Source organism: Delftia sp. S65, assembly GCF_016516495.1.
Taxonomy (GTDB): Bacteria; Pseudomonadota; Gammaproteobacteria; order Burkholderiales; family Burkholderiaceae_C; genus Comamonas; species Comamonas acidovorans.
Map to the genome: position 1 here is coordinate 11,835 of NZ_JACVUR010000041.1, position 21,757 is coordinate 33,591.

The following is a 21,757-nucleotide window of genomic DNA, read 5'->3' on the forward strand; positions in this document are numbered from 1 at the left end:
TTCGAGGGCGACGTTGTGGACACGTGAGGCGCCTTTATTCGCGGTTTGTGGGGAGATCAGGGGGGCCATGATGCACCTGCCGGCGGTGCGCCACGGCCCCTTTTCAGGGTTTACTTCAGGGAAATCGCGGTACCCGAGGCGTCCTTGACTTGACCCCAGGATTGGAAGATCACGTTCTTGACGGCGTCAGGCATGGGCACGTAGTCCAGGTCGGTGGCGGTCTTGTCGCCGGACTTGTAGGCCCACTCGAAGAACTTCAGCGAGGCAGCGGCCTGTGCGGGCTTGTCCTGGGCCTTGTGCATGATGATGAACGTGGCCGAGGTGATGGGCCATGCATCCTTGCCGGACTGGTTGGTCAGGATCTGGTAGAAGCTCTTGGCCCAGTCGGCACCGGCGGCAGCGGCCTTGAAGGTGGCGTCGTCGGGCGACACGAAGGCGCCGCCAGCGGTCTGCAGCTGCGTGTAGGTCAGCTTGTTTTGCTTGACATAGGCGTACTCGACGTAGCCGATGGAGTTGGGCAGGCGGCCCACGAAGGCGGCCACGCCTTCATTGCCCTTGCCGCCGGCACCCGTGGGCCAGTTCACGGCCTTACCTTCGCCAACCTTTTCCTTCCACTCGGCATTGACCTTGGACAGGTAGTTCGTGAAGCCGAAGGTGGTGCCCGAGCCGTCAGCACGGCGCACGGGAGCGATGGTGGCGTCAGGCAGGGTCACGCCGGGGTTCAGGGCCTTGATGGCCTCGTCGTTCCACTTGGTGATCTTGCCCAGGTAGATGTCGCCCAGCACCTGGCCGGTCAGCTTGAGCTGGCCGGGCTGGATGCCCTTGATATTGACCACGGGCACGATGCCGCCGATCACGGTGGGGAATTGCACCAGGCCCTTCTTGGCCAGTTCGTCGTCCTTGAGCGGCTCGTCCGAAGCACCGAAGTCCACGGTCTTGGCTTCGATCTGCTTGATGCCGGCGCTGGAGCCCACGGACTGGTAGTTGATCTTCACGCCGGTGGCCTTGTGGTAATCGGCGGCCCACTTCGAGTACAGCGGCGCAGGGAAGCTGGCGCCGGCGCCGGTGGCTTCCTGCTGGGCCAGGGCCTGGCCCATACCGCCCGCAGACAGAGCACCAGCCACCAGAATGTGAATCACAGACAACTTCATGTACAGACCTCTTAGGGGTTGAAAGATGCGATGGCTGGACTGTAAGAAGGCTTTGTGACATTGATATGACACGGAGAAAAGGCGTCACAAATGCTGGGCCATAGTCTGTAAGACCCGGGTCATCGCGGTGTCACAATTCCGTCTTAGTCTTGTGCCTCGCACGAGCTGGCACCAGACAAGCGCAGCCCTGCCACCCGGCACCGCTGCGCACTTCTGCTCGACGAATCTTGATTGGCGTTTCTTTCATGGCACCAGAATCCCTGCTCGCCGCCGTTGACCTCGGATCCAACAGCTTTCGCCTGGAAATAGGCCGCGTCGGCAGCCACCAGCGCATAGAGCGCGTGGAATATCTCAAGGAGACCGTGCGCCAGGGCAATGGACTCAACGAGCACCATGAGCTGACCGACGAGGCCATGCAACGCGGCTGGGACTGCCTGGCACGCTTTGGCGAGCGCCTGGCCGGCTTTCCTGCCGACCAGGTCCGCGCCGTGGCCACGCAAACCCTGCGGGAGGCCCGCAACCGCGATGTCTTCATCGCACGCGGCAGCGCCCTGCTGGGCTTTCCCATCGAGGTCATCTCGGGCGAGGAAGAGGCCCGGCTGATCTATCGCGGCGTCTCCAGCCTGTTGCCACCCTCGCAGCAGCGGCGCCTGGTGGTGGACATTGGCGGCCGCTCGACCGAAGTCATCATCGGCCAGCATGGCGAGGCGCGTCAGGTGGCCTCCTACCCCATAGGCAGCGTCGCCTGGAGCACGCAGTTCTTTGGCGAAGGCACGCTGTCGCGCGCACATTTCTCGGCCGCCATCAAGGCCGCGCAGGCGGCCCTCACCCAGACCGTCTCGGCCTACCCGGCCACTGCATGGGACTGCGCCTATGCCTCGTCGGGCACGGCCAACGCCGTGGGCGACATCCTGGCTGCCAACGGATATTCCGGCGGGCTGATCACGCCCGACAGCCTGCGCTGGCTGCATGAGCAGCTGATGGAGGCCGGCCATGTGGACCGCATCCGGCTGGCCGGACTCAAGGAAGACCGCCGCGCCGTCATCGCCGGAGGCCTGAGCATCCTGATTGCGGCCCTGGGCCTGCTGGGCATCAATGAGCTGGAAGTCGCCCAGGGCGCGCTGCGCCAGGGCGTGTTGCACGACCTGCTGGAGCACGAGCCCCCCGCCGACCGCGAGGCAGCCGAAATTGCCGCGCTGCAGCAGGACTTCGGCATTGACGCCGCGCATGCGCTGCGCGTGCGCAAGGTGGCACGCTGGGCCTGGCAATCGCTGCACGCACAACAACCGCCCGATGGCCTGTCCACGCATGCACTGGACACGGCCGCCAGCCTGCACGAGATCGGCATGCGCATCTCCCTGAGCGCCTACCACCGGCACGGCGCCTACATCACCGAGCACTGCGGTGCCGCGACATGGCCTGTGGAGCTGCGCGCGCGCATCACCCAGCTCGTGCTCGGCCACCAGGGCAAGCTGCGCAAGCTGGAAGCCGCCATCGAGGACCAGGCCGTGGCCTGGCCCCTGCTGGCACTGCGGCTGGCCGTGCAGCTGTGCCATGCCCGGCGTGACCCCGATCTGCAGGGCATGCACCTGCATCGCTCGGACAGCGTCTTTCACCTGACCGTGCCGGAAGGCTGGGCCAAAAGCTATCCCCAGTCCGCCCAGCTGCTGCGCACCGAGGCCGTGGCCTGGCAGAAGACGCCCTGGACCTTGCAGCTGCATCTGCACTGAGCACGGCCACCCGCTTCGGCTTGCGCCGGGATGGCGCGGGGCGGCCGGCCCGCCGGCCGTGACGCAGCTCAGACCTGAGGCCCGTAGCGCTCCATCAAGGCGCGCTGCGCACCCAGGCCCGTGGTCGGATAGGGTGCACGCTGGTAGGCACCATTGGCCTCCAGGGTCCAGGCATCGCGGTTGTCATACAGGCCAGCGACCAGGCATTCGTCTATCACCTGCTGGCGCAGCACGGGGTCGCGCACGGGCCAGGCCAGTTCCACCCGGCGCATCATGTTGCGGTTCATCCAGTCGGCGCTGGACAGCAGCAGCTCCTGCTGCTTGCCCCAGGCAAAGTAGAAGACGCGCGAGTGCTCCAGGAAACGGCCGATGATGGAGCGCACGCGGATGTTGTCGGTCCAGCCCTTGCGCTGCGGCGGCAGCATGCAGGCACTGCGCACGATGAGATCGATGCGCGCGCCCTGCTGGCCGGCACGCACCAGGGCCTGCATGAGCAGCTCGTCGGTCAGCGCATTCATCTTGAGCACGATGCGCGCCTCTTCGCCGCGCTGCGCCGCCTCGCCCACCTGATTGATCAGCGCCAGCATGCGGTCGTGCAGCTGGAACGGCGCAATCACCAGCTGGTGCAGCTTGGGCAGGCGGTTGTGGCTGGACAGGTGGCTGAATACGGCATCCATGTCGGCCGTGATCTGCGCATCGCAGGTCAGCTGGCTGATGTCCGTGTAAAGGCGCGCCGTGCGCACGTTGTAATTGCCGGTGGACAGGTGTCCATAGCGCTTGAGCTGCCCGCTGCGCTTTTCGCGGCGCGTGATCAGCAGCATCTTGGCGTGCGTCTTCAGGCCCAGCACGCCGTAGACCACCTGGGCGCCCAGGGCCTCCAGCTTCTCGGCGGAGTTGATGTTGGCCTCTTCGTCAAAGCGGGCCTTGAGCTCCAGCACGGCCAGCACCTCCTTGCCGCGGCGCACGGCCTCGGCCAGCAACTGCATGATTTCGGAGTCGGAGCCGGTGCGGTAGATGGTCTGCTTGATGGCCAGCACCTCGGGGTCGTTGACGGCCTCGCGCAGCAGCTCCAGCACGCCGTCGAAGCTCTCGAAAGGCTGGTGGATCAGCACATCACGCTTGCGGATCTGGGCCATCACCGAGCGGCCCGGCTGCAGCTGGCGCGGCCATGCCGGCCGCCACGGCGGGAACAGCAGCGCGGGGTCATCCACCAGATCGACCAGCTGCGACTGGCGCACCAGGTTCACGGGCCCCTTGACGCGGAACAGTGCCTCGGTCGGCAGGCCGAACTGGCCCAGCAGCAGGTCGGACAACATGGGCGAGCAGGCAAAGGACACCTCCAGCCGCACGGCCTGGCCGTAGTGGCGGTGGTGCAGACCCTGGCGCAGCGCCATGCGCAGGTCGCTGACATCGTCCTCATCCACCGCCAGGTCCGAATGGCGCGTGACACGGAATTGCGCGAACTCCGCCACCTCACGCCCCGGGAACAGCTCGACCAGATGGGCGCGCACGATGCTGGAGATGCTCACGAACAGGCGCTGCTTGCCCGCGATCTTCTCCGGCAGGCGCACCAGGCGAGGCAAGGCACGCGGGACCTTGACGATGGCCACCTCGTTGGCGCGGCCAAAGGCATCGACACCCTTGAGGCGCACGATGAAGTTCAGCGCCTTGTTGGCCACCTGGGGAAATGGATGGGATGGGTCCAGGCCCACCGGCATGAGCAGGGGCTGGACTTCGCGCAGAAAGTATTCGCGCACCCATTTGCGCTGGGCGCTGCTGCGCTCGCCATGGGAGACCACGCGTATGCCCTGCCCCGCAAAGGCAGGAATCAGCGATTGGTTGTACAGCGTGTACTGGCGCAATACCAGCTCATGCGCCTTGTCCATCAGCGAGCGAAAGCTCTGCAGCGTATACAGGCCCTTGGCGTCGCCGGCCTTGGCCGCCGTCACATGGGGGGCGCAGCGCACCTCGAACCATTCGTCGAGATTGGAAGAGACGATGCACAGGTAGCGCAGCCGCTCCAGCAGCGGCACATCCTCGCGCACAGCCCAGTCCAGCACGCGTTCGTTGAACGCCAGGATGCAATGGTCGCGGTCCAGAAACTGTTGTTGCTGCTGCTGTGGCTGTTGCACTTCACCGCTTTCGGCTGTGGCGTACAGGCCAGTGTATGCCGCGGCGACCAGCCCCGCAGCAGAGACCGGGGCAGACGCTGGCATCGCCTGGCCCTGCAATTCCAGCAGGGCGGTGGAAAGGCTTTTGGCCAGGGGCATCATCGGGACATTCAAGGGTGCAGAGACGGGTATGGGCGCTGTCTCGCGGGCCATGCCCAGCGAGGCCGGCCCTGCGGGCATGGTGCGCAGCCCCTGTTCATGTTCTGGCTCGGCAGGCGCGGCAGAGGCGCTGGCGGGAATCGGCGTGAATGTCTGGGGCATGGATGCAGGGGCCCGGCCTGTGCAGGACCCGGTAGTCACCCCGTGGGCCGGGGATTCGGGCAGTCTGCCCCGGGTTTGTGACATGTTCATGACATAGATCCCATCCACGCATGACACCTGTCATACAAGCGACTTCCGGCAAGGAATGGCTGCGCTGGCGCTGTCATGCAAAGGTCATGACCAGGTCACGCAGCCACGAGGGCCACGCTGTATCGCCAGGGTGCTAAGCTCACTGCCATCCCCCTGGATGGCGTTGGCTGCTGCAAACCTGCCGCAGCCGTGTCGTCGTCCGCCTGTCGCGCATGCCCTCTTCCAATCCCCCCGAAAGCCGCCTGGCCGCCATCGACATTGGCTCCAACAGCTGCCTGCTGGCCATGGCCCGCAGCGACGGCGCAAAGGTACAGCTGTTCAGCCACCGCAAGGAAGCCATACGCCTGGGCAGCGCCCTGGACGCACAGGGAGCCCTGAGCCTGGAGGCCATGCAGCGTGGCTGGGCCTGCCTGGAGCGCTATGCGCAGGTGCTGGGCGACCTGCCCCGCCACCGCGTTCGTGCCGTGGCCACGCAGACGCTGAGAGAGGCATCGAACCGCCAGGTCTTCCTGGACGAAGGCCAGCGCATCCTGGGCTGCGCCATCGAAGTCATCGACGGCGAGGAAGAAGCGCGCCTGATCTATCGCGGCGTCGCCCAGTTGCTGCCGCCCGGTCCCCAGCGGCGGCTGGTGGTGGACATCGGTGGCCGATCGACCGAACTGTGCCTTGGCCAGCAGCGGCAGGTGCTGCAGGCACGCTCCTTCGCCTTCGGCAGCGTGACCTGGGCATTGCGCCACTTTCCCGATGGAGAGCTGTCGGCCCAGGCACTGTCCCAGGCCGAAGCGGCGGTGGCCGACATCATTGCGCCCGAAGCCGCGCGGTTTGCCGCCGGGCAGTGGAGCCATGCCTATGGGTCCTCCGGCACGGCCGGCGCCATCGTCAAGGTGCTGGCCCATGCACCCGATGGCACGGCCGGCTGGATCACGCGGCAGGGACTGGACTGGCTGCAGGCGCAGTTGCTGCGTGCAGGGCATGTCAGCCGCGTGAACATGGACGGGCTCAAGGAAGAACTGCGCCCCATGATCGGCGGCGGCATGAGCGTGATGCGGGCGATCTTCTCCAGCCTGGGCATCGAGCGCATGCGCGTGACGCATGGCGCCCTGCGGCATGGCGTGCTGTATGAGCTGGCCGATCGGCTGGATGCCGAAGCCTCCGGAAAACACAGGCGCAGGCAAGTTACACCCGGCAAGTGACGGCCCATGACGGCCCAGGCCCTGCTTGCGTCAGGGAAGGCCGATAGAGTGTTTTTCGCACAAGTGCTACACTTTGTAAGCTTCCCACCCTCCCTTCATTACCGCCCCACCGCTTCGCCATGTCCGCGCCGACGATTGCGTACGACCCTGTACTCGAACGTCCGTCTTCGATGATGGCGGCGTCCCTGCAACGCAGCCTGCGCGAGCAGCAGGCCCTGCTCGACAATGCCGGCGTCGGCATCGTCTTCATTCGCCAACGCGTCATCGTCCGCTGCAACCAGTGCTACGCAGACATCTTCGGCTACGCGGGCGAGCATGCGCTGGTGGGCATCAACAGCGAACACCTGCATCCCAGCCGCGATGAGCTGCGCAGCCTGGGACGCGAGGCCTACCGCACGCTGAGCGCCGGCCTGTCCTTTCGCACGCAGCGCCGCCTGCGCCGCAAGGACGGCAGCCTGTTCTGGGGAGAGCTCACGGGGCGGCTCATCAATCCGGGCGATGCGCGCGAGGGATCGATCTGGATCGTGAGCGATATCGACGACCGCCTGCGTGCCCAGCAGGCCCTGAGCCAGGCCCACGAACTGCTGGAGCAGCAGGTGCGCGACCGCACACGCGAACTCAGCGCCACGGTGGAGAACCTGCACCGGGAGATTGCCGACCGCAAGCTGGACCAGGAACGCATCTACTGGATGGCGCACTACGACGCGCTCACCGGCCTGCCCAACCGCACGCTGCTGGCCGAGCGCAGTGCCCGCGCCATCGAGCTGGCCAAGGCCAACGACACGCCGCTGGCCGTGATGTTCCTGGACCTGGACCACTTCAAGCATGTCAATGATTCGCTGGGCCATCGCGTGGGCGATGCCCTGCTGGTGGAGATTGCCCGACGCCTGCGTGCCGTCGTGCGCGACCGCGATACGGTGGCCCGCATCGGCGGCGACGAATTCGTGCTGCTGCTGCCCGGCGCCAATGCCCAGGGTGCGGCTCGCGTGGCCGGCAAGCTGCAGGAGGCGTCGCGCCAGGCCTACCAGATCGACCGCCATGAGCTGACCATTGCGCCGTCCATGGGCATTGCGCTGTACCCGCGCGACGGCCACGACATCGACTCGCTGACCCAGGCCGCCGACGCGGCCATGTACCACGCCAAGCAGGCCGGCCGCAACACCTACCGATTCTTCACGCCGCAGATGCAGGCACAGTCCCTGCGCGCCCTGCAGTTGGAGAACGCGCTGCGCCGGGCGCTGGAGCGCAATCAGCTGTATCTGCACTATCAGCCGCAGATCACGCTGAGCACGGGCCGCGTGCGCAGCGTGGAGGCGCTGCTGCGCTGGGAGCACCCGGAACTGGGCTCGGTCTCACCGGCCGAGTTCATTCCCGTGGCCGAGGACAGCGGCCAGATCCTGCAGATCGGCGAATGGGTGCTGCGCAGCGCCATGCAACAGTTGCAGGTCTGGCGCAATGCAGGCCTGTGCGACCTGAAGGTGGCCGTGAATCTTTCGGCCATCCAGTTCCATCAGCAGCAACTGCCCGAGATCATCAACCGCATCCTGCTCGACAGCGACCTGCCGGCCGATTCTCTGGAGCTGGAGCTGACCGAGGGCGTGGCCATCCATGATCCGCGCCAGGCGACAGCCACCATGGACCGGCTGCGCGAGCACGGCGTGCGCTTGGCCATGGATGACTTCGGCACCGGCTATTCATCCCTGAGCCAGCTCAAGCGCTTTCAGATCTACAAGCTCAAGATCGACCAGTCCTTCATCCAGGATCTGGACCACGACAGCAACGACCGCGCCATTGTCAGCGCCATCATCCGCATGGCCCAGGCCCTGGGCATGCAGACCACGGCCGAGGGCGTGGAGACCGAGGCACAGCTGGAGTTCCTGCGCGAGCAAGGCTGCGATGAAGCCCAGGGCTACCATTTCAGCCGCCCGCTGGCACCAGAGGCGCTGGAGTCCTTCTTGCGCAGCCAGGGCTGACCGGGCCACATCACCGCGCGCATCGCATCACCTCGCGCACCGGAATCCAGACGAGAAAAAGCCGAGGCATGAAGCCCCGGCCTTCCATGCGCAGGAGCGCGCAACCGCTCAGGCAACCGGCGAATTCTTGGCCACGCTGGCCAGGCGCTCGGCACAGCGGCTGGCCTGATCGCCATCGCGCGCCTCCACCATCACGCGCAGCAAAGGCTCGGTGCCGCTGGCGCGGATGAGCACCCGCCCCGTATCGCCCAGCTCGGCCTGGACGGCCTCGGTGGCCTCTTCCAATTGGGTGTTGCGCTTCCAGTCCTGGCCCGGCTGCAGCCGCACGTTGAGCAGCACCTGGGGAAACAGCTGCACGGACGACAGCCACTGCGACAGGCTCTTGCCCGAGCGCACGCAGGCCTGCAGCACCTGCAGCGCGCTGACCAGGCCGTCGCCCGTGGTGTGCTTGTCCAGCGCCAGCAAATGGCCCGAGCCCTCACCGCCCAGGGTCCAGCCCTGGCGGTGCAGCTCTTCCAGCACATAGCGGTCGCCGACCTTGGCACGCACAAAGCCCACGCCCTGGGACTTCAGCGCCACCTCCACGGCCATATTGGTCATCAGCGTGCCCACGGCGCCCGGCACGGCCTCGCCGCGCGCCAGCCGGTCGGCTGCCAGCAGATACAGCAGTTCGTCGCCGTTGTAGAGCCGCCCTGCAGCATCGACCAGCAGCAGCCGGTCGGCATCGCCATCCAGCGCCACGCCGAAATCGGCCTTGTTGGCGCGCACGGCCAGCACCAGAGCCTCGGGGTGCGTGGCACCCACATCTTCGTTGATGTTCAGTCCATCGGGCGCACAGCCTATGGCCACCACATCGGCCCCCAGTTCATGGAAGACCTTGGGTGCGATCTGATAGGCCGCGCCATGGGCCGCATCGACAACGATCTTCACGCCTTTGAGCGTGAGCGCATGGTCAAAGGTGCTCTTGCAGAACTCGATGTAGCGCCCTGCCGCGTCTTCAAGGCGACGGGCCTTTCCCAGAGCGGCAGAGTCGGCCCATACGGGATCTTCGGTCAAGGCCTGCTCGACCTCTTCCTCCCAGGCATCGGGCAGCTTGGTGCCCTGGGCGCTGAAGAACTTGATGCCGTTGTCGTAATAAGGGTTGTGGCTGGCGCTGATGACCACGCCCAAGCTGGCGCGCTGGGCGCGCGTCAGATAGGCCACGCCCGGGGTGGGCAGGGGACCGAGCAGCATCACGTCCACGCCGGCCGAGTTGAAGCCGGACTCCAGGGCACTTTCCAGCATGTAGCCCGAGATCCGGGTGTCCTTGCCGATCAGCACCATCGGGCGGGCCTCCTTGCGCCGCAGCACACGGCCCACGGCGTGCGCCAGGCGCAGCGCGAAGTCGGGGGTGATGGGCGAGCGGCCCACCAGGCCGCGAATTCCATCGGTACCAAAATATGTGCGTGCCATAGTGCTCCTTTGTTGTTCAGTTGTTGTCGTGCATGGTCTGCCAGACCGTCAATGCCGCCACCGTATCGGCCACGTCGTGCACGCGCACCACGCGCGCACCCCGCTCCACGGCCAGCAGCGCCGCCGCCACACTGGGCACCATGCGCTGGCCCTGCGCAAGGCCACTGACCTGCCCGAGCGAGCCCTTGCGCGACCAGCCCGCCAGCAGCGGGAAGTCTAGGCCCAGCAATTCCTGCTGGCGCGCAAGCAGCGAAAAATTCTGTGCCACGCTTTTGCCGAAGCCGATGCCGTAGTCCCAGACAATGCGCTCGCGCGCCACGCCCCGGGCCAACAGGGCATCGGTGTGCAACTGCAGGAAATCGCGCACGGCGGGCACGGCATCGCCTTGCATGGGCGTGGTCTGCATGTCCTGCGGCGTGCCATGCATGTGCATGAGACAGATGCCGCAGCGCGGGTGCGCGGCCACCACCTGCTGCGCGCCCGGCTGGCGCAGCGCCCAGATGTCGTTGACGATGTCGGCCCCCAGATCCAGCACGGCCTGCATGACCTCGGGCTTGTAGGTATCGACGGAGACAGGCACGCCCAGTTGCACCGCGCCCTGCACCACGGGCAGCACGCGCCGCAATTCCTCGTCCAGCGGCACGGCCGGTGATCCGGGCCTGGTGGACTCACCGCCGATGTCGAGGATGTGCGCGCCTTCACCGATCAGTTGCTCTGCATGCCGCAAGGCCCGCTCCACCGTGTTGTGCCGCCCGCCATCGGAAAACGAGTCGGGCGTCACATTGACGATGCCCATGACCAGTGGACGCTGAAGGTCTAGAACAAAGCGCGAAGTCTGCCATTGATGCGGCATGGGATTTCCTGAAGGTAGGCGCTTGCCGGACCGGGTCCCTCGCTCGGCCGTTGCGGGCGATTGAGCACATCCTGCAAGCAAAGCAAAAGGGCCCCTCGGGGCCCTTTGCATGGGATTGGCAGATTCTGCGGCAAGCAGATCAGGCCGTGGTGGGCGCAGGGTCGGCATCCACTGCCGGCGTGCCGCCGGACGAGTTGCCACCGTCGGACGACGGCGGGTTGCGCGGCACCCAGTCCTTGGGAGGACGCGGTTCGCGGCCGGCCATGATGTCATCGAGTTGCTCGGCGTCGATGGTTTCCCAGTCGAGCATGGCCTTGGCCATGGCATGCATCTTGTCGGAGTTGTCCTCGATCAGCTTGCGCGCCAGTCCGTACTGCTCGTCGATGATGCGGCGAACCTCCTGGTCCACCTTCTGCATCGTCTGCTCGCTCATGCTGTTGGTCTTGCTCATCGAGCGGCCCAGGAAAGGCTCGCCTTCCTGCTCCGCATAGACCATGGGACCCAGAGCGTCGGTCATGCCGTAGCGCGTGACCATATCGCGTGCGATCTGCGTGGCCCGCTCGAAGTCGTTGCTCGCGCCCGTGGTCATCTGGTTCATGAACACTTCTTCGGCAATGCGTCCACCGAACAGCATGGCGATCTGGTTGAGCATGAACTCCTTGTCGTAGGAGTAGCGGTCCTTCTCGGGCAGGCTCATCGTTACGCCCAGCGCACGGCCGCGGGGGATGATGGTGACCTTGTGCACGGGATCGCACTTGGGCAGCAGCTTGCCGATCAGCGCGTGGCCCGCCTCGTGGTAGGCCGTGTTGCGGCGCTCTTCCTCGGGCATGACCATGCTCTTGCGCTCGGGGCCCATGATGATCTTGTCCTTGGCCTTCTCGAAGTCCTGCATCTCGACGGTACGCGCATTGCGGCGCGCGGCCATCAGGGCTGCTTCGTTGCAGAGGTTGGCCAGATCGGCGCCCGACATGCCGGGCGTGCCGCGGGCGATCACGCCCGGATTCACGTCCTGGCCGACAGGAATCTTGCGCATGTGCACATTGAGGATCTGCTCGCGGCCGCGGATATCGGGCAGCGTCACATACACCTGGCGGTCGAAACGGCCGGGGCGCAGCAGCGCCGCATCCAGGATGTCGGGACGGTTGGTCGCAGCCACGACGATCACGCCGAGGTTGGTCTCGAAGCCGTCCATCTCGACCAGCATCTGGTTCAGGGTCTGTTCACGCTCATCGTTGCCACCGCCCAGGCCTGCGCCGCGCTGGCGGCCCACGGCGTCGATTTCATCGATGAAGATGATGCAGGGTGCATTCTTCTTGGCGTTCTCGAACATGTCGCGCACACGGGCAGCGCCCACGCCAACGAACATTTCCACGAAGTCGGAGCCCGAGATGCTGAAGAACGGAACCTTGGCTTCACCAGCGATGGACTTGGCCAGCAGCGTCTTGCCGGTACCCGGAGGCCCGACCAGCAGCAGGCCACGCGGAATGCGGCCGCCGAGCTTCTGGAATTTGTTGGGGTCCTTCAGGAAGTCCACGACTTCCTTGACCTCTTCCTTGGCTTCGTCGCAGCCTGCAACGTCGGCAAAGGTCACGGTGTTGTTGTTCTCGTCCAGCATGCGCGCCTTGCTCTTGCCGAAGCTGAAAGCACCGCCCTTGCCGCCGCCTTGCATCTGGCGCATGAAGTACACCCACACGCCGATCAACAGCAGCATGGGGCCCCAGCTGACGAGCAGGGTCATCAGGACCGAGCCTTCTTCGCGGGGCTTGACGTCGAACTTGACGTTGTTGTTGATCAGGTCACCCACGAGCCCGCGATCCAGGTAGGTGGCCGTGGTGCGCACCTTGCGGTCATCGTTGGTCGTGGCCACGATCTCGGTGCCGCCGGGGCTTTCCTGAATGGTGGCGCTCTTGATGCGGTTGCTGCGCACCTCTTCCAGGAACTCGGAGTAACCGACATGGGACGCGCCAGCGCCGCCACGGGTGTCAAATTGTTTGAACACCGTAAACAGCACCATGGCGATGACCAGCCAGACGGCAATTTTTGAAAACCACTGATTGTTCAAGCGGGGCTCCAATGGGGATACAGATAAAACGACTTCCAGCGTGCTCGAAGCGTATTTGCGGTTCATTTTAGGTGTTTCAAGCTGGCTGGTCGCCTATATCCCTCTATAGCAGCCATAGCTTGAATGCGGTCTTGACCCGCGTCAGGGCCGCGCCGGGCGGCTGTGCAGCGCTACTTGAGCCCCATGCCCACCAGAAACGTCTCTGAAGACTTGTCGCGCGAGGACTTGGGCTTGATCGGCTTGACCACCTTGAAGGTCTGCCGGAACAGCGCTACCAGGTCGTCGTAGGCCCCGCCGTGGAAGAGTTTCACGACCAGGGCCCCTTCAGGTTTCATATGGTGGATGGAGAAATCAACCGCCAGCTCCACCAGCAGCGCAATGCGCGCCGCATCCGTCGTACCGTTGCCCGACAGGTTCGGAGCCATGTCGGAGACCACCACATCGGCCTTGCCACCGCCCAGCGCTTCCTGCAGCTGCGCCAGCACCGGCTCCTCGCGAAAATCGCCCAGAATGAACTGCACGCCCTCGATGGGCTCCATGGGCAGCAGATCCAGCGAGATGATCCGGCCATTGAGCGCTCCCACCGCCGCGCCTTCCGGCGACAGGCAGCGGCGCACATACTGGCTCCACGCCCCGGGCGTAGAGCCCAGATCCACCACCGTGGCACCCGGCCGGATGAGCTTGAGCTGTTCGTCTATCTCCTTGAGTTTGTAGGCCGCGCGAGCGCGGTAGCCGTCCTTCTGAGCGGCTTTGACGTAAGGATCGTTGACGTGGCTGTTGAGCCAAGCCTTGTTGACCTTCTTGCTTTTTGTGTTGACTTTCATGCTGGATTCTTTCAGCCTCGATAATACGGCCATGCCCCAAATTCAATTGACTCCCGCCGAGCGCCGGGAACACCGCGCCAACGCACACCACCTGGACCCCGTGGTCCTCATCGGAGGTGACGGCCTGACGGCTGCCGTGCAAAAGGAGGTCAACGCCGGCCTTAACGCACATGGCCTGATCAAGGTCCGTGTCTTCAACGACGACCGCGCCGCACGCGAGCAGATGTATCTGCAGCTGTGCGACGAACTTGGCGCTGCACCCATTCAACACATCGGCAAGCTGCTGGTGCTCTGGCGCCCCATGCCAGAAAAGGAAAAAGCCATCGACGAGAACCGCATGCCCGGTCCTCGCGATGTCAAGCTGCTCAAGTTCAGCAAGCGCTCCGGCCAGAAGCCCGAGGTCAAGCAGATCCGCGTGCTGGGCAACCAGCGCCTGACGGCAGGTGGCCAGGTCAAGCGCGCCAAGCCCAAGCAAAAGTCGGTCAAGAAGCGCCAGGCAGACTGAGTCCGCCGCATCCATGACCGTAGCATCCCATGCCGCCAGCGTGGCCCAGGCCGCGCAACCGCCCTCCGCCTCCCCCTCTGCGCAGCAGCGCTTCGTGATCTGCATGAAGTGGGGCAAGAAGTACGGTCCGGAGTATGTCAACAGGCTCTACGCCATGGTGCGTCGGCATCTGAAGGGCGATTTTCGCCTTGTCTGCCTGACCGATGACGGCGTGGGGATTCGTGACGAAGTCGAATGCCTGCCCATTCCGCCGCTGAACCTGCCCGCCGGCATTCCCGAGCGTGGCTGGAACAAGCTGGCCACCTTCAGCGCCGACCTGCATGGCCTGCGCGGCACGGCGCTGTTTCTTGACGTGGACGTGGTCATCACCGGGCCGCTGGACGATTTTTTCACCGAGCCCGGCGAATTCCTGATCATCCACGACTACAAGCGTCCCTGGCGCATCACGGGCAATTCCTCGGTGTACCGCTTCGAGCTGGGTGCCCACCCTGAGGTACTGGACTACTTCCGCACGCATTTCGAAGAGATCCGCAGCAGCTTCCGCAACGAACAGGCCTACCTGTCCGATATGCTGCACAAGCAGGGCAAGCTCAAGTACTGGCCGCAGGCCTGGTGCCCCAGCTTCAAGTACCACTGCATTCCCGCATGGCCGACGAACTACTGGAAGCCGCCCTTCGTGCCGGATGGTGCACGCGTGGTGATCTTCCACGGAGAATGCAATCCGCCCGACGCGTTGGCCGGCCGGCGCAATCGGCGCTTTCGCTATATCCGGCCTGCTACCTGGGTGGCCGAGCACTGGCACGAGTGAGCAGCTCGGCCCACAAAAAAACGCCCGCGCTTGCGGGCGTTTTCGTTTGGCATGGCACCGAACCGGCAGGACCGGGATCAGGCCGTGGCCTCGGCTTTCGCTTGAGACGGAGGACTGCCTATGCGCCACAGCACGACGAGCGCACACAGCCACTGCAGCGCATACATCACCGTGCCCACGCTATGCCACAGCTTGAGGTTGTCGCGTGCAACGATGCGCGGCGACACGCCGTACTGGACCAGAAATGCCAGCAGCATGCCTGCGATCACAAAGCCCAGACAGGCCTTGGCCCAGGGCTGCAGGACCTGCTCCTTGTTGCGCCGGGACAGGACCAGCAGCAGGGCCGCGCAGGCGATGGACACCCAGGTCTGCGCGGCGAATAGCTTGGCTGCCATGAAGCCCGCGACAGCCGGCGTGGGCAATTGGGCGAACAGCATGGGCACGGCCATGAAACCGATGGCCGACAGGCTGCCCCACCACAGGGCAGCAGCCAGCAGGGGAACGCGTTCGTACAGGTTGCTCATGGGCTTAGGCCTTCCTCAATGATCGAGGCACAGGCGCCGACGCATCAGAGGTAGCGCACCGACACCACTTCATAGCGGCGCTCGCCGCCCGGTGCCTGCACGACGGCGGTATCGCCCTCTTCCTTGCCGATCAGCGCGCGCGCGATGGGGCTGGAGACGTTGATCAGGCCCAGCTTGAGGTCGGCCTCGTCCTCGCCGACGATCTGGTACTTGACCGTGTCGCCGCTGTCTTCATCCTCGAGCTCCACCGTTGCACCGAAGACCACGCGGCCACCGGCATCCACGGAAGAGGGATCGATGATCTGGGCAGCCGACAGCTTGCTCTCGACCTCGGCAATGCGGCCTTCGATGAAGCCCTGGCGGTCCTTGGCGGCCTCGTATTCGGCGTTTTCGCTCAGGTCGCCCTGGGCACGCGCCTCGGCGATGGCCTGGATGATGGAGGGACGCTCCACGGTTTTCAGGCGGTGCAGTTCGTCCTTGAGCTTCTCGGCTCCGCGCTTGGTGATGGGAATGGTGGCCATTGAAAAGTCTCCATGTTCAGCGAACGCCGCGCGCTGCGCGGTTTCTTTGGTACAGGCGGGCCGGCGACTTTGCGGCTGGACCTGCACCCCAAAAGCAAACCGCCGCACGTTGCCGCGCGGCGGTTTCATCGAATGATTCGTTCCATTATGCCGTGTTTACCCACCCGAAATGGTGGGATAACCCGGCGGCACTGTCGGACAGTGCCGCTCGCTGCGCGCCATCAAAAAACAGGCGCAGCGGCAATGGAAGGATCTCAGGCAGCCTGCAGTTGGGCGTGCAATTCCTGGACCGAGTGCACGTCCATGTTGCCCATGGACTTCATGCCTTCGACGGCAGCTTCTGCACCGAAGATGGTCGTGAAGGTGGTCACACGCGCCAGCAGGGCGCTGGTACGGATGGCACGCGAGTCGGCGATGGCGTTGCGGCGCTCCTCCACCGTGTTGATGACCATGGCGATCTCGCCGTTCTTGATCATGTCCACGATGTGGGGGCGGCCTTCGGTCACCTTGTTGACGAGCTGCACCTCGATGCCGGCCTCGGAGATGGCCGCTGCCGTACCGCGCGTGGCGCACAGCACGAAGCCCATCGCAGCCAGTTCCTTGGCCACGGCCACGGCACGCGGCTTGTCGGCGTTCTTCACGGTCAGGAAGACCTTGCCCTGGGTCGGCAGCGTGACGCCGGCGCCCAGTTGGCTCTTGACGAAGGCTTCGCCAAAGGTCTTGCCCACGCCCATGACTTCGCCGGTGGACTTCATCTCGGGGCCGAGGATGGTGTCCACGCCAGGGAACTTCACGAACGGGAAGACGGCTTCCTTGACGCTGAAGTACGGCGGCGTGACTTCCTTGGTGATGCCCTGCTGGGCCAGCGTGTCGCCGGCCATGCAGCGCGCAGCCACCTTGGCCAGCTGGATGCCGGTGGCCTTGGAGACGAAGGGCACGGTGCGCGAGGCGCGCGGGTTGACTTCCAGCACGTAGATCACGTCGCCGTCAGCCGTTTCCTTGATGGCGAACTGCACGTTCATCAGGCCGACCACGCTCAGCGCGTTGGCCATGGCGGCAGTCTGGCGCTTGATCTCGGCCACGGTCTCGGGCTTGAGGTAGTAAGGCGGCAGCGAGCAGGCGGAATCGCCCGAATGCACGCCAGCCTGCTCGATGTGCTCCATCACGCCGCCGATGAAGACGGCGCCTTCGCGGTCGCGCACGCAGTCCACATCGCACTCGATGGCGTTGGACAGGAAGTGGTCCAGCAGCACGGGCGAGTCGTTGCTGACCTTGACGGCTTCGCGCATGTAGCGCTCCAGGTCGCGCTGCTCGTGCACGATTTCCATGGCACGGCCACCCAGCACATAGCTGGGACGCACGACCAGGGGGTAGCCCAGGCCAGCCGCCTTTTCCAGCGCTTCGGGCTCGGTACGGGCCGTGGCATTGGGCGGCTGGCGCAGGCCCAGCTCATGCAGCAGCTTCTGGAAGCGCTCGCGGTCTTCGGCCGCGTCGATCATGTCGGGCGTGGTGCCGATGATGGGCACGCCTTCCTTTTCAAGACCCAGCGCAAGCTTCAGGGGCGTCTGGCCGCCGTACTGCACGATGACGCCAACAGGCTTCTCGACAGCCACGACTTCGAGCACGTCTTCCAGCGTCAGCGGCTCGAAGTACAGGCGGTCCGACGTGTCGTAGTCGGTGGACACGGTCTCGGGGTTGCAATTGACCATGATGGTTTCATAGCCGTCCTCGCGCATGGCGAGCGCAGCATGCACGCAGCAGTAGTCGAACTCGATGCCCTGGCCGATGCGGTTCGGGCCACCGCCCAGCACCATGATCTTTTTCTTGTCCGTCGGCTCGGCCTCGCACTCCTCGTCATAGGTGGAGTACATGTAGGCCGTGTCGGTGGCGAACTCGGCAGCGCAGGTGTCCACACGCTTGAACACGGGGCGCACGCCCAGTGCCTTGCGCGCCTCGCGCACGGCCTTTTCATTGCTGTGCAGCAGCTTGGCCAGGCGACGGTCGGAGAAGCCCTTTTGCTTGAGCGTGCGCAGCGTGGTGGCGTCCAGTGCGGCCAGCGCGGCATCGCCCTTTTCCTCGTAGACCTGGTCCAGCTCGAGTTCGATCTTCACGATCTCCTCGATCTGCACGAGGAACCACTTGTCGATCTTGGTGATGTTGTGCACCTCGTCCAGCGTCCAGCCGGCAGCGAAGGCATCGCCCACATACCAGATGCGGTCCGGACCTGGCTCGCCGAGTTCCTTTTCAAGGATTTCGCGGTCCTGGGTCTTTTCGTTCATGCCGTCCACGCCGACTTCCAGGCCGCGCAGCGCCTTCTGGAAGGACTCCTGGAAGGTACGGCCAATGGCCATGACCTCGCCCACGGACTTCATCTGCGTGGTCAGGCGGTTGTCGGCAGCGGGGAACTTCTCGAACGCGAAACGCGGGATCTTGGTGACCACGTAGTCGATCGAGGGCTCGAACGAAGCGGGCGTCTTGCCGCCCGTGATGTCGTTCTTGAGTTCGTCCAGCGTGTAGCCCACGGCCAGCTTGGCAGCGACCTTGGCGATGGGGAAGCCCGTGGCCTTGGAGGCCAGCGCCGAGGAACGCGACACGCGCGGGTTCATCTCGATGACGATCATGCGGCCGTCCTTCGGATTCACCGAGAACTGCACGTTGGAGCCGCCCGTGTCCACACCGATCTCGCGCAGCACCGCCAGCGAGGCGTTGCGCATGATCTGGTATTCCTTGTCGGTCAGCGTCTGCGCGGGTGCCACGGTGATCGAGTCGCCGGTGTGCACGCCCATGGGATCCAGGTTCTCGATGGAGCAGATGATGATGCAGTTGTCCGCCTTGTCGCGGACGACTTCCATCTCGTACTCCTTCCAGCCAAGCAGCGATTCCTCGATCAGCAGCTCATTGGTCGGGGACGCTTCCAGCCCGCGCTTGCAGATGGTCTCGAACTCTTCGGGGTTGTAGGCAATGCCGCCGCCCGTGCCGCCCAGCGTGAAGCTGGGGCGGATGACGGTGGGAAAGCCCATTTCCTTTTGCACGGCCCAGGCTTCGTCCATCGAATGGGCGATGCCCGAGCGCGCCGAACCCAGGCCGATGCGCGTCATCGCATCCTTGAACTTGAGGCGGTCCTCGGCCTTGTCGATGGCCTCGGGAGTTGCGCCGATCAGCTCGACCTTGTACTTGTGCAGCACGCCGTTGCGCCACAGGTCCAGCGCGCAGTTCAGCGCGGTCTGGCCACCCATGGTCGGCAGGATGGCGTCGGGACGCTCCTTGGCGATGATCTTCTCGACCGTCTGCCAGGTGATGGGCTCGATGTAGGTGACGTCGGCCGTGGCCGGGTCGGTCATGATCGTGGCAGGGTTGCTGTTGATCAGGATGACCTTGTAGCCCTCTTCGCGCAACGCCTTGCAGGCCTGCACGCCGGAGTAGTCAAACTCGCAGGCCTGGCCGATGACGATGGGACCGGCGCCAATGATCAGAATGCTTTTGAGGTCGGTGCGCTTAGGCATTTTTGTGTTTCTCCATCAGCGCCGTGAAGCGGTCAAACAGGTAGGCGATATCGTGCGGGCCGGGCGAAGCCTCGGGGTGGCCCTGGAAGCAGAACGCAGGCTTGTCCTTGTGCTCAAGGCCTTGCAGCGTGCCGTCGAACAGGCTGATGTGCGTGGCGCGCAGCGTGTCGGGCAGGGACTCCATCTCCACGGCAAAACCGTGGTTCTGGCTGGTGATGCTGACCCGGCCGTTGTCCAAGTCCTTGACGGGGTGGTTGGCGCCGTGGTGGCTGTTGGCCATCTTGAAGGTCTTGGCGCCAGCGGCCAGGGCCATGATCTGGTGACCCAGGCAGATGCCGAAGACGGGCTTGCCGGACTCCACCAGCTCCTTGGTGGCGGCAATGGCGTAGTCGCAGGGCTCCGGGTCGCCAGGGCCGTTGGACAGGAAAACGCCGTCGGGGTTGAGTGCCAGCACATCCTTGGCGGGCGTCTTGGCCGGCACCACGGTCAGCTTGCAGCCGCGCTCGGCCAGCATGCGCAGGATGTTGAACTTCACGCCGAAGTCATAGGCCACCACATGGAAACGCGGGGCCTGCTGCTGGCCGTAGCCTTCGCCCAGCTTCCACTCGGTTTCCGTCCATTCGTACTGCTGGGCTACGCTCACCACCTGGGCCAGATCCAGGCCCTTCATGCTGGGGGCCGCCTTGGCCGCAGCCAGTGCCTCGTCGATGCGCGCCTGTGTCACTTCTTCGCCAGCGGCCAAACCGACGATGGCGCCGTTTTGTGCGCCCTTGTCGCGCAGCAGCCGTGTGAGCTTGCGCGTGTCGATGTTGGCAATCGCCACCGTGCCGCTGCGCGTGAGGTAGTCGGGCAGGGTCTCGGACTTGCGGAAGTTGCTGGCCAGCAGCGGAAGGTTCTTGATGATCAGGCCCGCCGCATGGACCTTGCCAGCCTCGACATCCTCTGCGTTGACGCCGTAGTTGCCGATGTGCGGATACGTGAGCGTCACGATCTGCTGGCAGTAGCTGGGGTCGGTGAGGATTTCCTGGTAGCCGGTGATTGCCGTGTTGAAAACGACTTCACCAACCGTGGTGCCTTGCGCACCGATCGAGTTGCCAACAAAGACCGTGCCGTCTGCGAGCGCCAGGATGGCGGATGGGAATGCTCCCTTGAGAGACAAAAGCACTGGGTTCTCCGGTTCTAATTACGGTTACGCCCAGCGTGCCGCACGGACGGATCCGGGCGGGTTATAGCTTGTCTGCAGGGGGTGGCGAGGAAGCGTCGCTAGGCGTAGTGTGGAATGCTTGAAAGCCGCCCATTATAGGCTGGTCGTGCTTCAGCCTCCTGACAGGAGGCGGGATTACCCTTGACGTGAGCCGGCACTCACGCTGCTTGCGTGCAGGCATATCGCCGCTGCTGCAGCCACGTTCAGCGACTCCTCACCGCCTGGCTGGCCGATGCGCACATGCTGCGCTGCCCGCTGCATCAGCGCCTCTCCAACGCCCTGCCCTTCATGGCCCATGGCCCAGGCACAAGGCCAGGGCAGCGCGGCATTTTGGATCAGTTCGCCCTGATGGGAACTGGTCACGATCAGGGGCAAGCCAAGCGCATCCAGGTCTTCGGGCGAGGCCGACTCGACCAGTTGCAGACCGAAATGCGCCCCCATGCCGGCGCGCAGCACCTTCTGGCTCCACAGCGCAGCCGTGCCCTTCAGGGCCACGACCTGGCTGAAACCGAAGGCAGCGGCACTGCGCAGGATGGAGCCCACATTGCCTGCGTCCTGCACGCGATCCAACACCACCGTGGCCACGCCGGCACGGATGATCGCCGATGCCTGCCAGTCCATCAGAAAACCGATGCGCGCCGGGGACTCCAGGCCGCTGACTTCGGCAAACAGGGCATCTGCCAGCACCACGCACTTGCCCGCACCCTGCACCCATTCCAGCGGCACCAGCGGCCAGAAGGATTCGGCCACCACGGCCACGGAGGGCTGCATGCCACGCGCCAGCGCGGCACGGCACAGATGGTCCCCCTCCAGCCAGACGCGCCCTTGCTTGCGGTAGGCCCCACTGTCCTGGACAAGCCTGCGCAAATCCTTGACCAGGACGTTGTCACGGGACTGGATCAATGTGGCGGCGGGTTGTCGGCTCATGGTGA

16 protein-coding genes are annotated in these 21,757 nt (G+C 64.9%); 5 read left to right on the forward strand and 11 right to left on the reverse strand.

Annotated elements, in window-relative coordinates; genetic code table 11:
• Positions 1-110 precede the first annotated feature (110 nt).
• Complete coding sequence (gene pstS, locus IAE24_RS24295; RefSeq protein WP_199961914.1) at positions 111-1,151, reverse strand: phosphate ABC transporter substrate-binding protein PstS; 1,041 nt, start codon at positions 1,149-1,151, stop codon at positions 111-113.
• A gap of 245 nt (positions 1,152-1,396) precedes the next feature.
• On the opposite strand from pstS, the gene IAE24_RS24300 reads away from it, so the two are divergent.
• Positions 1,397-2,881 carry a Ppx/GppA phosphatase family protein gene (locus IAE24_RS24300; RefSeq protein WP_197943960.1) on the forward strand — a complete coding sequence of 495 codons (1,485 nt, stop codon included), beginning with the start codon at positions 1,397-1,399 and terminating at the stop codon, positions 2,879-2,881.
• A 68-nt stretch (positions 2,882-2,949) separates the two neighbouring features.
• Here the strand turns inward: IAE24_RS24300 and ppk1 are convergent, their stop codons facing one another.
• Positions 2,950-5,403, reverse strand: a complete 2,454-nt coding sequence (gene ppk1 / locus IAE24_RS24305) for a polyphosphate kinase 1 (RefSeq protein WP_199961915.1) — start codon at positions 5,401-5,403, stop codon at positions 2,950-2,952.
• Between the two features lie 212 nt (positions 5,404-5,615).
• Here ppk1 and IAE24_RS24310 point away from each other — a divergent pair, with 212 nt between their 5' ends.
• The gene (locus IAE24_RS24310) at positions 5,616-6,596 is read left to right on the forward strand and encodes a Ppx/GppA family phosphatase (RefSeq protein WP_043819005.1); all 981 of its coding nucleotides are present in this window, start codon (positions 5,616-5,618) and stop codon (positions 6,594-6,596) included.
• 119 nt (positions 6,597-6,715) lie between these two features.
• On the forward strand, positions 6,716-8,569 hold the full coding sequence (locus IAE24_RS24315; protein ID WP_034396146.1) for an EAL domain-containing protein: 1,854 nt from the start codon (positions 6,716-6,718) through the stop codon (positions 8,567-8,569).
• Positions 8,570-8,677: 108 nt separating this feature from the next.
• Here IAE24_RS24315 and glmM read toward each other — a convergent pair whose 3' ends face one another.
• The 4 genes from glmM to IAE24_RS24335 form a co-directional block, all read right to left on the reverse strand.
• On the reverse strand, positions 8,678-10,021 hold the full coding sequence (glmM, locus tag IAE24_RS24320) for a phosphoglucosamine mutase (protein WP_043819007.1): 1,344 nt from the start codon (positions 10,019-10,021) through the stop codon (positions 8,678-8,680).
• 16 nt (positions 10,022-10,037) lie between these two features.
• Complete coding sequence (gene folP / locus IAE24_RS24325) at positions 10,038-10,874, reverse strand: dihydropteroate synthase (RefSeq protein ID WP_141834533.1); 837 nt, start codon at positions 10,872-10,874, stop codon at positions 10,038-10,040.
• 139 nt (positions 10,875-11,013) lie between these two features.
• On the reverse strand, positions 11,014-12,936 hold the full coding sequence (gene ftsH / locus IAE24_RS24330; RefSeq protein WP_016447469.1) for an ATP-dependent zinc metalloprotease FtsH: 1,923 nt from the start codon (positions 12,934-12,936) through the stop codon (positions 11,014-11,016).
• A gap of 170 nt (positions 12,937-13,106) precedes the next feature.
• The gene (locus IAE24_RS24335; RefSeq protein ID WP_012206725.1) at positions 13,107-13,760 is read right to left on the reverse strand and encodes an RlmE family RNA methyltransferase; all 654 of its coding nucleotides are present in this window, start codon (positions 13,758-13,760) and stop codon (positions 13,107-13,109) included.
• Positions 13,761-13,791: 31 nt separating this feature from the next.
• Between IAE24_RS24335 and IAE24_RS24340 the strand changes: the two genes are divergently transcribed.
• Positions 13,792-14,265 (forward strand): YhbY family RNA-binding protein, encoded by a 474-nt coding sequence (locus tag IAE24_RS24340; protein WP_012206726.1) that lies wholly within the window; start codon positions 13,792-13,794, stop codon positions 14,263-14,265.
• 13 nt (positions 14,266-14,278) lie between these two features.
• A complete protein-coding gene (locus tag IAE24_RS24345) occupies positions 14,279-15,073 on the forward strand; it encodes a hypothetical protein (protein ID WP_013801461.1) in 795 nt (264 codons plus the stop codon).
• 77 nt (positions 15,074-15,150) lie between these two features.
• Here the strand turns inward: IAE24_RS24345 and IAE24_RS24350 are convergent, their stop codons facing one another.
• From IAE24_RS24350 to IAE24_RS24370, 5 genes are all read right to left on the reverse strand, one after another.
• Positions 15,151-15,597 carry a DUF4149 domain-containing protein gene (locus tag IAE24_RS24350; RefSeq protein ID WP_043819012.1) on the reverse strand — a complete coding sequence of 149 codons (447 nt, stop codon included), beginning with the start codon at positions 15,595-15,597 and terminating at the stop codon, positions 15,151-15,153.
• 44 nt (positions 15,598-15,641) lie between these two features.
• Positions 15,642-16,118 (reverse strand): transcription elongation factor GreA, encoded by a 477-nt coding sequence (greA, locus tag IAE24_RS24355; protein ID WP_012206729.1) that lies wholly within the window; start codon positions 16,116-16,118, stop codon positions 15,642-15,644.
• 254 nt (positions 16,119-16,372) lie between these two features.
• Positions 16,373-19,621, reverse strand: a complete 3,249-nt coding sequence (carB, locus tag IAE24_RS24360; RefSeq protein WP_013801459.1) for a carbamoyl-phosphate synthase large subunit — start codon at positions 19,619-19,621, stop codon at positions 16,373-16,375.
• On the reverse strand, positions 19,614-20,786 hold the full coding sequence (carA, locus tag IAE24_RS24365; RefSeq protein ID WP_013801458.1) for a glutamine-hydrolyzing carbamoyl-phosphate synthase small subunit: 1,173 nt from the start codon (positions 20,784-20,786) through the stop codon (positions 19,614-19,616). The genes carB and carA overlap by 8 nt, the downstream gene beginning before the upstream one ends.
• A 174-nt stretch (positions 20,787-20,960) precedes the next feature.
• The gene (locus IAE24_RS24370) at positions 20,961-21,752 is read right to left on the reverse strand and encodes a TrmH family RNA methyltransferase (protein ID WP_013801457.1); all 792 of its coding nucleotides are present in this window, start codon (positions 21,750-21,752) and stop codon (positions 20,961-20,963) included.
• Between the last annotated feature and the right edge of the window lie 5 nt (positions 21,753-21,757).